This is a genomic window from Nocardioides sp. SR21 (genome assembly GCF_022761125.1).
In the GTDB taxonomy this organism is placed as follows: Bacteria; Actinomycetota; Actinomycetes; order Propionibacteriales; family Nocardioidaceae; genus Nocardioides.
Window position 1 is genome coordinate 226,608 of sequence record NZ_JAKWJR010000008.1, and the last position, 11,288, is coordinate 237,895.

13 protein-coding genes and 4 tRNA genes are annotated in these 11,288 nt (G+C 71.2%); 8 read left to right on the forward strand and 9 right to left on the reverse strand.

Annotation, left to right across the window (positions count from 1 at the left end):
* The first annotated feature begins 24 nt into the window (after nt 1–24).
* Nucleotides 25–405, forward strand: coding sequence for a hypothetical protein (locus MJ604_RS17010; protein WP_243059694.1), 381 nt, complete (start codon nt 25–27; stop codon nt 403–405).
* Between the two features lie 69 nt (nt 406–474).
* Here MJ604_RS17010 and MJ604_RS17015 read toward each other — a convergent pair whose 3' ends face one another.
* Nucleotides 475–1,908, reverse strand: coding sequence for a sulfatase-like hydrolase/transferase (locus MJ604_RS17015; protein WP_243059695.1), 1,434 nt, complete (start codon nt 1,906–1,908; stop codon nt 475–477).
* Nucleotides 1,909–2,118: 210 nt separating this feature from the next.
* Between MJ604_RS17015 and MJ604_RS17020 the strand changes: the two genes are divergently transcribed.
* Complete coding sequence (locus tag MJ604_RS17020; protein WP_243059696.1) at nt 2,119–3,009, forward strand: SUMF1/EgtB/PvdO family nonheme iron enzyme; 891 nt, start codon at nt 2,119–2,121, stop codon at nt 3,007–3,009.
* Nucleotides 3,010–3,058: 49 nt separating this feature from the next.
* Here the strand turns inward: MJ604_RS17020 and MJ604_RS17025 are convergent.
* Nucleotides 3,059–3,132, reverse strand: a tRNA-Phe gene (locus MJ604_RS17025).
* Between the two features lie 103 nt (nt 3,133–3,235).
* On the opposite strand from MJ604_RS17025, the gene MJ604_RS17030 reads away from it, so the two are divergent.
* From MJ604_RS17030 to MJ604_RS17045, 4 genes are all read left to right on the forward strand, one after another.
* Nucleotides 3,236–3,308 (forward strand) — tRNA-Glu (locus MJ604_RS17030).
* Nucleotides 3,309–3,391: 83 nt separating this feature from the next.
* Nucleotides 3,392–3,465: transfer RNA gene (locus tag MJ604_RS17035), tRNA-Asp, on the forward strand.
* A 60-nt stretch (nt 3,466–3,525) separates the two neighbouring features.
* Complete coding sequence (locus MJ604_RS17040) at nt 3,526–3,852, forward strand: cupin domain-containing protein (RefSeq protein ID WP_243059697.1); 327 nt, start codon at nt 3,526–3,528, stop codon at nt 3,850–3,852.
* A gap of 12 nt (nt 3,853–3,864) precedes the next feature.
* On the forward strand, nt 3,865–4,218 hold the full coding sequence (locus MJ604_RS17045) for a metallopeptidase family protein (protein ID WP_243059698.1): 354 nt from the start codon (nt 3,865–3,867) through the stop codon (nt 4,216–4,218).
* Between the two features lie 53 nt (nt 4,219–4,271).
* Here MJ604_RS17045 and MJ604_RS17050 read toward each other — a convergent pair whose 3' ends face one another.
* From MJ604_RS17050 to MJ604_RS17060, 3 genes are read right to left on the reverse strand one after another with little or no spacing between them, the layout of a single operon-like run.
* Complete coding sequence (locus MJ604_RS17050; protein ID WP_243059699.1) at nt 4,272–4,598, reverse strand: CrcB family protein; 327 nt, start codon at nt 4,596–4,598, stop codon at nt 4,272–4,274.
* Complete coding sequence (locus MJ604_RS17055) at nt 4,595–4,996, reverse strand: CrcB family protein (RefSeq protein WP_243059700.1); 402 nt, start codon at nt 4,994–4,996, stop codon at nt 4,595–4,597. Before MJ604_RS17055 ends, MJ604_RS17050 begins: the two co-directional genes overlap by 4 nt.
* Nucleotides 4,993–5,850 (reverse strand): ATP-binding protein, encoded by an 858-nt coding sequence (locus tag MJ604_RS17060; RefSeq protein ID WP_243059701.1) that lies wholly within the window; start codon nt 5,848–5,850, stop codon nt 4,993–4,995. Before MJ604_RS17060 ends, MJ604_RS17055 begins: the two co-directional genes overlap by 4 nt.
* 342 nt (nt 5,851–6,192) lie before the next feature.
* Between MJ604_RS17060 and MJ604_RS17065 the strand changes: the two genes are divergently transcribed.
* Complete coding sequence (locus MJ604_RS17065) at nt 6,193–7,662, forward strand: NAD(P)/FAD-dependent oxidoreductase (RefSeq protein WP_243059702.1); 1,470 nt, start codon at nt 6,193–6,195, stop codon at nt 7,660–7,662.
* A 1-nt stretch (nt 7,663) separates the two neighbouring features.
* Here the strand turns inward: MJ604_RS17065 and MJ604_RS17070 are convergent, their stop codons facing one another.
* Complete coding sequence (locus MJ604_RS17070; protein WP_243059703.1) at nt 7,664–8,323, reverse strand: PaaI family thioesterase; 660 nt, start codon at nt 8,321–8,323, stop codon at nt 7,664–7,666.
* Nucleotides 8,324–8,365: 42 nt separating this feature from the next.
* On the opposite strand from MJ604_RS17070, the gene MJ604_RS17075 reads away from it, so the two are divergent.
* Entirely contained in the window at nt 8,366–8,938 is a 573-nt protein-coding gene (locus tag MJ604_RS17075) for a GNAT family N-acetyltransferase (RefSeq protein WP_243059704.1), read from the forward strand.
* Here MJ604_RS17075 and MJ604_RS17080 read toward each other — a convergent pair.
* The 3 genes from MJ604_RS17080 to MJ604_RS17090 form a co-directional block, all read right to left on the reverse strand.
* Nucleotides 8,916–9,221, reverse strand: coding sequence for a hypothetical protein (locus MJ604_RS17080; protein ID WP_243059705.1), 306 nt, complete (start codon nt 9,219–9,221; stop codon nt 8,916–8,918). The genes MJ604_RS17075 and MJ604_RS17080 overlap by 23 nt on opposite strands.
* A 260-nt stretch (nt 9,222–9,481) precedes the next feature.
* A tRNA-Lys gene (locus tag MJ604_RS17085) sits at nt 9,482–9,554 on the reverse strand.
* A gap of 53 nt (nt 9,555–9,607) precedes the next feature.
* Nucleotides 9,608–10,768, reverse strand: coding sequence for an alpha-hydroxy-acid oxidizing protein (locus MJ604_RS17090; protein WP_243059706.1), 1,161 nt, complete (start codon nt 10,766–10,768; stop codon nt 9,608–9,610).
* Nucleotides 10,769–11,288: the final 520 nt, after the last annotated feature.

Here is an 11,288-nt window from a genome sequence, read left to right on the forward strand (position 1 = left end):
GCCTCCGGCGGGAAACGTGCGGCCATGCGCCGTGAGCCGCACGAGAACGTGGCGACCGTCCTGGTCGATCCCGTGCTCCTGCCCGCGCTCGAGGTCCACCTGATGTCGCTCGACCTGCGGCTCTGGCCGGTCGCGACCGCGCCGATCTGCGAGGACGGCCCGCGCCGCGCGTTCCAGCTGCGCCGCCAGCTGGTCACAGCCCGCCGCGGCGCGTGGGACGACGCGGCCGAGTGGGTGCCGGCGTGGATCGCGTTCGGCGACTCCTGGCGCGAGGGCTCCGAGCCGATCCCGTGGGTCGCGCGCCGGACGCTCTACGCCGTCCTCGACGGGTACGCCGGGGTCCGCTACCACCGAGGCCTCGGCGGCGTACCCCCGCTCGAGGTGCCGCGCGAGCAGACCGCCTGAGCGAACGGCAGAGACCGCAGCGACGGATCGCTGCGGCCTCTGGCGGACGGTGTCAGGCGGGAACGGGTGTCAGGCGGGATAGGACAGCAGGGTCGCGTCGACCGCTTCCCAAGCCGCGCGCAGCTCGGCCAGGTCGTCGGGCCGCTTCTTCGCCAGGTCGGCCTGCTCGCGCACGTCGGCCCGGAGGTCGTAGAGGCGGTCGACGTTGTCGATCCGTGCGTACTTGAGGTCGCCGCGCCGCAGGGCACGACCGCTGCGGGTGCGCCAGAACAGGTCGCGCTCGGGCACCTTGCGTCCCTTGAACAGGTGCGGGACCAGGCTGGTGCCGTCGAGCGGGTACGCAGGGTCGGGGTTGACCCGGGCCAGCTCGAGGAACGTGGCGGTCCAGTCCGTGGTGTAGACGGGCGTGTCGTCGACCTGCTTGCCGCCGAGCTGGCCGGGCCACGACAGGATCGTCGGGATCCGGATGCCACCCTCGTTGAGGCTGCCCTTCTCGCCGGTGAAGGGCCAGTTGTAGGAGAACCGCTCGCCGCCGTTGTCGCTCTTGAACAGCACGATGGTGTCCCGGTCCTGGCCGGTGCGCTTGAGCTCGGCGAGCACCTTGCCGATCGAGCGGTCGAGGTCCTCGACCATCTCGCGGTACTTGTCCAGCGAACCACCGTCGGTGTGGAACAGCACCCGCTGCTCTCCCGCCTGCAGCCGCGCGGTCAGCTCGTCGCTGACCTTCTTGTCGCCGCGGCCCTCCCACGGCCAGTGCGGCGAGGTGAAGTTGAGGTTGAACAGCCACGGCTGGTTCTGCCGGGCGTTGCGCCGGACGACCTCGATCGCCTTCTCGGTGATGATGTCGGTGTAGTAGCGCGGGTCCTGGACCTGCTCCTCGCCCTCCCAGAGGTCGTAGCCGTCCTTGGCGTAGTACTTGCTGAAGTAGTCGAGGCCGCCGGAGTAGTTGCCGAAGAAGTAGTCCCACCCCGACTTGAGCGGTGAGAACCACGGCAGGAACCCGCCGTGCCACTTGCCGACCATGGACGTCGAGTAGCCCGCGTCACGCAGCAACGAGCCCAGGGTCGGGTGCTCGCCCGGGATCCCGGCGGTCGCTGACGGCGCGCCGATCGGCTCCTGCAGCCCGCCGGCGGTGCGGCCGGGGTGGCGGCCGGTGTACAGCGCGAAGCGGGTGGGCGAGCACACCGCGCCCGCGGAGTAGCTCTGGGTGAACCGGACCCCCGACTTGGCCAGCTTGTCGAGGTTCGGGGTCTTGATCTCCGGTGAGCCGTAGACCGAGAGGTCGGCCGCGCCCAGGTCGTCGGCGATGATCACCAGGATGTTGGGGCGCGGGACCCGGCCACCGCGCGCGACCGCGCGGAACGGTTGCTCGGCGTACGTCGAGTCGCTCGCTCGGGCGGTGCCCGCGGCCGCGGCGCTGGCGCCGAGCGCGCCGACCGCAGCGCCGGCCAGGGTGCGGCGGCGCAGGCCGCCGACGCGAGGCGGTGACGTCTGGTCCGTCATGGAGACTCCTAGGCATGTAAGTCGATTGGATTACTCCTGATCGTAGGCGTCGCAGCGAGGCCCTTCCGGCTCCCGTCCCCTTTTTGGACAAGGTCTAGCCAAACACTAGTGTTTGAGCTCGCCGGAGCCGCAACGCGACCGATGGGAGGCGCTGAGCAGATGGGCGCGAGCAGGACGAGCACACCGACCAGGACGGCGCCCCAGGTGCTGGTGACCGGGGGGCCCACCACGATCGGCAGTGCCGAGCACTACCCCGAGGAGGCCCCCGTCCGCTCGGTGGTCGTGCGCGACCTGTGGGTCGACGAGCACCCCGTGACCAACGCCGAGTTCCGCCGGTTCGTCGCCGACACCGGCCACGTGACCTTCGCCGAGCTGCTGCCCGATCGGGTCCCGGGCGAACGGCCTGAGGACGTCCAGCCGGGGTCACTCGTGTTCGCGCCACCCGTCGGCCCGGTGCCGCTCGACGACTGGCGCCGGTGGTGGGCCTGGGTCCCGGGAGCCGACTGGCGCCACCCGGGCGGTCCGGGCACGACGCTCGACGGGCGCGAGCGCCATCCGGTCGTCCACGTCTCCCGCGCGGACGCCGCGGCGTACGCCGCGTGGGCCGGCAAGCGGCTGCCCACCGAGCCGGAGTGGGAGCACGCCGCGCGCGGCGGTGCGTCGACCACGTTCCCGTGGGGCCCCGAGCTCGAGCGCCACGGACGGCCGATGGCCAACACCTACCGCGGCGAGTTCCCGTGGCGCCACGAGGACCGCCGGGGTGCCTCGACGAGTCCGGTCGGGTCCTATCCGCCCAACGGCCACGGTCTGGTCGACATGATCGGCAACGTGTGGGAGTGGACCTCGTCGGTGTGGACCGAGGACCACGCCGTCGGCCTCGGCGAGCCGGCCGCGGCGGTGAGCAGCTGCTGCGCGCCGTCCGCCCCCGCGGCGGCGACGGAGGTGGTGACGGAGGTGGCCGAGCCCCGCTCGGTCACCAAGGGTGGCTCCTACCTGTGCGCGCCGGAGTACTGCCGGCGCTACCGCCCGACGGCACGGCAGGGTCAGGCGTCCGCCAGCAGCACGGGCCATCTCGGCTTCCGCTGCGTGCGCGACGCCTGAGCGAACGACAGAGGCCGCAGCGACGGATCGCTGCGGCCTCTGGTGCTTGTGGGCAGGGGCGGGGTCGAACCGCCGACCTTCCACTTTTCAGGCGGACGCTCGTACCAACTGAGCTACCTGCCCAAGCGACGGACACCTTACAGGAGAGGTTCGGCCGTCACGAAAACGGGATGGCCTCGCTTTGGACCCGCCCCGGCGACGACCCTATGCTTCTCACGCACGTCCTGCCCCCATCGTCTAGCGGCCCAGGACCCCGCCCTTTCACGGCGGTAGCGCCGGTTCGAATCCGGTTGGGGGTGCGAGTCCACCACCTGCTCCGCCCCGATTGGGAAACGGCGGCAGGAGTGGGTTAGAGTTCCACCGCTTCACCAGTGAGGCACCTGGCCCCGTAGCGCAGTTGGTTAGCGCGCCGCCCTGTCACGGCGGAGGCCGCGGGTTCGAGTCCCGTCGGGGTCGCCGACACAAGCCCCGGATCGCGAGATCCGGGGCTTGTCACATTTCCGGCAGACTGCAGGCATGCACCTGATCGAGCTGGCCGGTGTCTCGGCCACCGTGAGCGAGCCGACGTACGTCGAGCAGTACCGCGTCCCGGACCTCAGTGTCGGCACCTACTCGATCCCCGCCGGCGGGATCGACGAGCAGGAACCCCACACCGAGGACGAGGTGTACGTCGTCACGCGCGGCCGGGCGAGGCTGTGGACACCGGACCGCACCGTCGACGTCGGCCCCGGCGACGTCGCGTTCGTGCCCGCGAACGAGCCGCACCGGTTCGTCGACGTCGTCGAGGACCTCACGCTGCTGGTCTTCTTCGGGCCGGCGGAGTACGCCCGGCAGACCCCGTGAAGGATCAGTGACATGCCGATCGAGATGTCACCCGCGGACTTCGACGCGCTCGTCGACCGCGCCCTCGACGACATCCCGGACGAGCTCGCGATGCTGGTCCGCAACGTCGTGGTGCTCGTCGAGGACGACGCCCCCGAGGACGACCCGGACCTGCTCGGCCTCTACGACGGCATCGCGCTGACCGAGCGCTGGGGCGACCCGGTGATGGAGCTGCCGGACCGGATCTTCATCTTCCGCAACAACCTGCTCGACATGTGCGAGTCGGTCGAGGAGCTCGTCGACGAGGTCCGGATCACCGTCGTCCACGAGGTCGCGCACCACTTCGGCATCGACGACGACCGCCTGCACGACCTCGGCTACGCCTGACCCGGGACGCGCAGCGGACCGGATCGTCGGTGGTCGAGCGTGTCGAGTCCCCGTCAGCTCGCCAGGTGGAACCCGACCGCACACGCGGCGAGTGACGTCACGATCGTGGCGGCGGCGTACGCCGTCCCCCGGCGCGGGCCGAGGCCGTGGGTCTGCACGCTGAACGCGGAGTACGTCGTGAACCCGCCGCAGAACCCGACGCCGAGCAGCGCCAGCTCGCTCGACGTCAGTGACATCGCGGAGAGCGCGCCGAGGAGGAACGAACCGGCCACGTTCACCGCGAGCGTGCCCCACGGCAGCCGGCCGTCGAGCCGGGTGGCGACCACGAACCGCAGCGGTGCCCCGACGGCCGCACCGAGTGCGACCAGCAGCGCCGTCACTCGACGGCCCCCTCGGGCTCGGGACCGGCCAGGCGGGACGCGACGGCCACGGCGAGCAGGCAGGCGGCCAACGTGCCGAGGAGGTAGATCCCGGCGACGGCGACCCGGTCGGCGTCGATCAGCGCCCGCGCCTGCTCGGAGTACGCCGACAGCGTGGTGAACCCGCCGAGCACGCCGGGGCCCAGCGCGACCGCGACGGTCCGCGACCGTCGGACGACCGCGAAGGCGGGGAGCAGCGCGAGCGCGAACGACCCGAGCACGTTGATCGCGAACGTCGCCCACGGGAACTCGTCGGCCCCCGCGGGGAAGGCCTCGCCCAGGCCCCAGCGGGCCAGCGCGCCGAGCGCGCCACCGACCGCGACCGCGGCGACCAGCCGCGGCGCAGGCGCAGGGTTCACGAGACGCTGCTCTGCCGCCCGGACACGGGCGCATCCTGCCACGCCAGCGGCAGCTCACCCCGCTCCTGTCGCACGAACTCGTTGAGGAACCAGCCCTGGAAGCGCTGCTGCTCCGGGGTGCGTGCCAGCGACAGCAGGCGCTCCTCGCGGCAGAACGCGTCAGCGAGGTCGAGCAGCTCGATGAACCGGCCGATGGTCGCCGCGGTCTGGCGCGGCATCGCCACGTGCAGCTCGGTGGTCTCCACGCCGGACTGCAGCGCACGCTCGATCTGCTCGGTGCCGATGCCCTCGCGCAGGTCGCGCTCCAGCGATCCGAACAGGTGCGAGAGGTCGGAGGCGAGGGGGTACTCCGCCTCGTGGGCGAGCGCCAGCAGCCGGACCTCGCGGCGCAGCTCGCGGTAGTGGTGCTGGAACTCCACGAACGTCCGCAGCGGGACGCCGAGGATGTCGATGCGCAGCTCGTCGGGCGACGGAGGTGCTGCCTCGCCTCGGGCGACGACCCCGGTGACGACGCCCTCGGCCATGCTGTCCCTGCTCTGGGGGGCCGGGTTGAACCAGACGATCTTGCCGTCCTCCTCGACCTCGACACCCCACGCCGTCGAGCAGCGCGCGACGATGCTCAGGCCGCGGCCGAACGTCAGCAGCAGGTCGTCCTCGCCGGCGTCGTCGGTCGGCATGTGGGGCAGGTCCAGCGAGCCGTCGCGGACCTCGACGCGCGGGTGCTCGCGGGTGCCGCGCACCCGGACGGTCAGCGGGGGAGCGCCGTGGAGGAGCGCGTTCGTGACCAGCTCGGAGGTGCCGAGCTCGGCGCACTCGACGAGGTCGTCGCGGCCGATGTCGTGGCAGGTCGCCATCACCCATCGGCGTGCGTCTTGCACACCGCGGGGACCCGGGCCCAGAGACAGGGCAGGCCTGTTCAGCGGCACGGTTTGTTCTCCACGAGGCAGGCGTCGACTGGCAGCAGCTGTGCCATTGTGGCCCGTTCTACCCCGGGGAGGGTGACTGAAACCTTGACCAGTTCGGCGTGTCGGGCGGTCCAGACCAGGGGCCGGACCGTCGGATCGGGTGTGACGCAGGTGACCCTGCCCGATTGGGCCGTACGGCGCAGTCGCGGGAAGATTGGGTACAGGCGGACGTGTTCACTCCATAGCCCCATCAGTTCGTCCACGAGTCTCCCCAAAAGGATCGGTTTCCCCATGTCTCACCGTCACCAGGTCGTGGTGATCGGCTCCGGCTTCGGAGGGTTGTTCGGTACCAAGGCGCTGCGCCGCAGCGACGTCGACGTCACCGTGGTCGCCAAGACGACGCACCACCTGTTCCAGCCGCTGCTCTACCAGGTCGCGACCGGCATCCTGTCGCAGGGCGAGATCGCCCCGCCGACCCGCGAGATCCTCAGTGGCCAGCCGAACGCCCAGGTGCTGCTCGGCGAGGTCACCGCGATCGACCTCGACGCCCGGACCGTCACCTCGCAGGTGCTCGGCCGCGAGACCGTCTCGTCGTACGACTCCCTGATCGTCGCCGCCGGCGCGGGCCAGTCCTACTTCGGCAACGACCACTTCGCCGAGTTCGCCCCCGGCATGAAGAGCATCGACGACGCCCTCGAGCTGCGCGGCCGGATCTTCGGCGCCTTCGAGATGGCCGAGCTCGGCGCCCAGCGCGGCGAGAGCGTCGACCACCTGCTGACGTTCGTGGTCGTCGGCGCCGGCCCGACCGGTGTGGAGATGGCGGGTCAGATCGCCGAGCTCGCGCACCGCACCCTCAAGAAGGACTTCCGCGCGATCAACACCCGGCACGCTCGGGTGATCCTGGTCGACGCGGCCCCGCAGGTGCTGCCGCCGTTCGGCAAGAAGCTCGGCGAGAAGAGCAAGGCCGAGCTCGAGAAGCTCGGCGTCGAGGTCGTGCTCGGCGCGATGGTGACCGACGTCGACGAGCGCGGCATCGAGATGAAGTTCAAGGACGGCCGGGTCGAGCGGATCGACTCCGTCACCAAGATCTGGGCCGCGGGTGTCGCGGCGAACCCCCTCGGCCGCACCCTGTCGGACCAGACCGGCGCGCCTCTCGACCGCGCCGGCCGGATCGCGGTCAACCCCGACCTGACGCTGCCCGGTCACCCCGAGGTGTTCGTGGTCGGCGACATGATCTCGCTCGACAACCTCCCCGGCGTCGCGCAGGTCGCGATCCAGGGCGCGAAGTACGCCGCCAAGGAGATCGACAACCGGCTGAAGTCCAAGCCGTCGCAGGGCCCGTTCAAGTACTTCGACAAGGGCTCGATGGCGATCATCAGCCGGTTCCGCGCGGTCGCGCTGATCGGCAACGTCCGGCTCACCGGTGTGATCGCCTGGCTGATGTGGCTCGCGCTGCACCTCATCTACATCACCGGCTTCAAGAGCCGGGTCACCGCGCTGCTCCACTGGGCGGTCTCGTTCGTCGGCCGCGGCCGCTCCGAGCGGACCACCACCGAGCAGCAGGTCTTCGCCCGGTCGGCGCTGGGACGGCTCAAGCGCGGCGCCACCGACCTGGTCTCCGACCCCGGCGCGTACGACGCGGCGCGGGCCATGCTGGAGACCACGCGGCGGGCCGAGCTCGAGGCCCAGGCCGAGGAGGAGGCCCGCCTCACCGACGCCGGCGAGCGCGGCAGGACGACCGAGAAGGTCGCGGCGTCGTGAGCTACTCGAAGTAGCGCGGCGTCGGGCCCTCCTGGCTCTCCGGGCGGGCCCACTTGGGCAGGATGAAGATCCCCTCGGCCTCGACGGTCACGCCCTCGGCGTCCTTGATGTGGCCCTTGGCCCACGTCTTGATGCCTTCGCTGCGGTCGATCCACGCCTCGGCGCGCAGGTCGCCGAGCGGCGTCCCGCGCCGGTAGCGCAGCGTCAGCGTGCCGGTCATGCCGGGCTTCCCGCCCGCACCGGCGGCCTCGCCGAGCATCTGGTCCAGGATCAGCGCCGAGACGCCGCCGTGGACCAGCCCCGGCGGGCCTTCGTACGCCGCCCCGAGGTGGAAGTCCGACCAGCAGTCGCCGGTCGGCTGCTTCTCGACGACGAGCGGGGGAGCGACGGGGTTGCGCAGGCCGACCACGGTGTTGCCCCACGGCCGGCCGCGCCCGGTGGGGCCGAAGCGGACGCCGTACGGTCCGTCGAGCTGGCTGGCCCGCAGCCGACCGGTGAGGGCCTCGACCTCGGCCTGCACGGCCCGGATCTCGTCCTCGTCGACCTCGGTCCGGATCGTCGCGTCGACGAGCTCGCGCACCGCCTGGGTGAAGGGGGCGTAGAGCGCCTGCTGCCGCTCCAGCTCCTCGGGCGTGATGTCGTCGTGCACGTAGCCAGCCACAAAACCAGATGCTAGAACACGTTCCATTTGTTGGAATGCGGCATGACCAGTCTCGACCGCCCCGATCTCCGGTTCCGTGCCTCCTGGGAGGAGGCGGTCGCCGAGTTCGCCGCCGCCGAGGACTTCATGCACGGCTCGGGCGTGTGGGACTTCGAGGTGCTCGACACCAGCGAGGACGGCGCCCCGGCGGTGGTCGCGCACCTGCTCGCCCAGGCCGACCCCGCCGTGGCGCCGCCCGAGGGCCGGGTGCACTGCACGTACTTCTGGATCACCGATGACGGCGAGTTCGTCGGCTACCTCGCGCTGCGGCACTCGCTGACCGCCTGGCTGCTCGAGGAGGGCGGTCACATCGGGTACGCCGTACGTCCCTCGCGCCGGCGCGAGGGCCACGCGTCCCGGGCGCTGCGGCTCGCGGTCGCGGAGGCCGCCGAGCTGGGCATCGACCGGGCCCTGGTCACCTGTGACGACGACAACGACGGGTCGCGCGCGGTGATCGAGCGGGCGGGCGGCGTCTACGAGGACACCCGGAACGGCAAGCGGCGGTACTGGATCGACACCGGTCCGAGCGCGGGCGGTACGTCACCTCGGACCGCTAGGCGGGCAGCACCCGCATGAGCTCCTCCGGCTCCACCCATCGAGGCGCCATCCCGTGCCGATGGAAGAGCGCCAGCAGGAAGGTGGTCACGTGCCGGGTGGCCGGCTCGACCCCGAGGTCGGTCGCCGGGGGCGCGGGGGCGTCGCGAGGGTCCGGGACGGGCGTGGCCGTGGCGGCCACGCCCGCTCCCCCCGACTCGTCCGCCTCCCCGTCCTCCGGAGACGGCGTGGGCTCGGCAGGATCCGGCTGCCGGGACGTGTCCGCGCGTGCGGGGAAGACGGCTCGCGCCAGGTCCTCGATCACTCCTCGACCGAGATCGGCGGGGTCGTCCTCCGGCGTCGCGCTCCCCATGACCCGGCTAACGGGCGGAGCGACCCCGCGTTATGACCGCCGTCACCGTGGTCTGGTCCAGCGGCTGCGGATCGTCCCGGGGAACGTCCCGGAAATAGCATTGAACCGCCGGCGTCTCGGGTCACCGACGGTTCAACGACGGAGAGGCTAGGGGCAACCGATCCCGCTACGCATCCAGTTCCGGCAATGCGGCCCAGGTGGAGTAGACCAGGTAGGCCCCGTGGGACTCGAACCCACAACCCATGGATTAAAAGTCCACTGCTCTGCCAATTGAGCTAGGGGCCCGGAGGACCTCTCGATCCGCCGGGACAGCGTATCGGTGCGGTCCGGGCTGCTGGCTAGCAGCGCACCAGGACGTCGCGCGTCAGGTCCGCGATGCTGCGGTAGCCGTTGAGCGCCATCGTCAGGTCGGCCTCGGCGAGCAGGCAGGACAGGACGAACTCGATGCCGGCGGTCCCGCCGAGCACCGCGCCGTACCCGTACGGGCGGCCGATGCCGACGGCGGCCGCGCCGAGGGCCAGCGCCTTCACGACGTCCGCGCCCGAGCGCACGCCCGAGTCGAAGAGCACCGGCATGCCGTCCGCCGCGTCGACGACCGCGGGCAGCATGCCGAGAGCCGGCGCGCTCGCGGCCTGGCGACCGCCGTGGTTGGAGCAATAGATGCCGTCGACCCCGGCGTCCTTGGCCCGGCGTACGTCGTCGGGGTGACAGATGCCCTTGAGCAGCAGCGGGAGGTCGGTCAGGTCGCGCAGCCAGGCCAGGTCGTCCCACGTGAGGGTCGGGTTGCCGAAGGTCATGGCCCACTGGAGGGCAGCCGCTCCGGGATCCTCCTCCGGCGGCACGGCGAGCCTCCCGCGGAAGACCGGGTCGGAGGTGTAGTTGACTAGACAACCACCCCGCAGCTGAGGGAACGTCGCGTGCTGCAGGTCGCGCGGCCGGTACCCCAGGGTCCAGGTGTCGAGGGTGACGACGATGCCTCGGAAGCCCGCCGCCTCGGCCCGTCGCACGAAGCTCTCGGCGAGCTCGCGGTCGTTCGGTGTGTACAGCTGGAAGAACCCCGGGGTGTCCCCGAGGGCGGCGGCGACGTCCTCCATCGGGTCCTGCATGAGCGTCGAGGCGACCATCGGGACGCCGGAGGCGGCCGAGGCGGCGGCGGCCGCGAGGTCGCCGTGCTCGTCCTCGGTCATCACGCCCAGCACCCCGATCGGGGCCATGAAGATCGGCGACGGCAGGGTGTGCCCGAACAGGTCCACCGACAGGTCGCGCTCGGCGGCGCCGGACAGCATCCGAGGCAGGATTCCCCAGTGCTGGAAGGCCTCCACGTTCCCGCGCTGGGTGTGCTCGTCGCCGGCACCGCCGGCCACGTAGTCCCAGAGCCGGTGCTCCATCTTCGCCTCCGCCGCGGCTTCGAGGCCGGCGAACGTGAGGGGGTACGGCGGCACCTCGCCGGCCAGTCCGGCGAAGTAGAGGCCGAGCTGGAAGTCTGCATAGTTCGCCACGTTCGGCTCCTCGGTCGGGAGCATCGCGACCTGCCTCGGGACGACAGATCGGACACTTTCGGACGATCCTAGTCGGCTCGACGTGTCACTCGGGTGACACATCGTCCGTAATTCACGCTCAGCGCGGGCGTTCAAGCGGGAGTCGCCTAGCACCTGAGCGATCGTTCAGTCAATGTGAAGCAGGTCACAGCAGATCATTTAGAATATATTCCGCGCCATGAATAACGTTGCCTTCCATGGAAACCAGTTGCCGCCTCGGGACCGCAATCCGGTTCGAGGCCCATCCTCCACGTGACCTGACCCGCGGTCACGCGCCGAGGACCTCAGCCCTCCTTCGGCCCTCGCCCAGCCCCGTCGCGGGCGGCCTGAGGAGCGCCGGCGCATGAGCACGAACTGCCTGTCGGCCGCGGCTGAGGCCATGGTCGTGGAGCACATGCCTCTGGTCGGTCACATCGTTCGGGAGACGATGGCGCGTGTTCCGTCGCACGTGGATCGTGATGACCTGACGTCGGCGGGTTTC

Bases quoted from the DNA above. Each gene is read 5' to 3' on its own strand.
- MJ604_RS17060 (WP_243059701.1), bottom strand. From the start codon at position 5,850: ATGGCGACCTGCCACGACATCGGCCGCGACGACCTCGTCGAGTGCGCC.
- MJ604_RS17065 (WP_243059702.1), top strand. From the start codon at position 6,193: ATGTCTCACCGTCACCAGGTCGTGGTGATCGGCTCCGGCTTCGGAGGG.
- MJ604_RS17075 (WP_243059704.1), top strand. From the start codon at position 8,366: ATGACCAGTCTCGACCGCCCCGATCTCCGGTTCCGTGCCTCCTGGGAG.
- MJ604_RS17010 (WP_243059694.1), top strand. From the start codon at position 25: ATGCGCCGTGAGCCGCACGAGAACGTGGCGACCGTCCTGGTCGATCCC.
- MJ604_RS17045 (WP_243059698.1), top strand. From the start codon at position 3,865: ATGCCGATCGAGATGTCACCCGCGGACTTCGACGCGCTCGTCGACCGC.
- MJ604_RS17015 (WP_243059695.1), bottom strand. From the start codon at position 1,908: ATGACGGACCAGACGTCACCGCCTCGCGTCGGCGGCCTGCGCCGCCGC.
- MJ604_RS17040 (WP_243059697.1), top strand. From the start codon at position 3,526: ATGCACCTGATCGAGCTGGCCGGTGTCTCGGCCACCGTGAGCGAGCCG.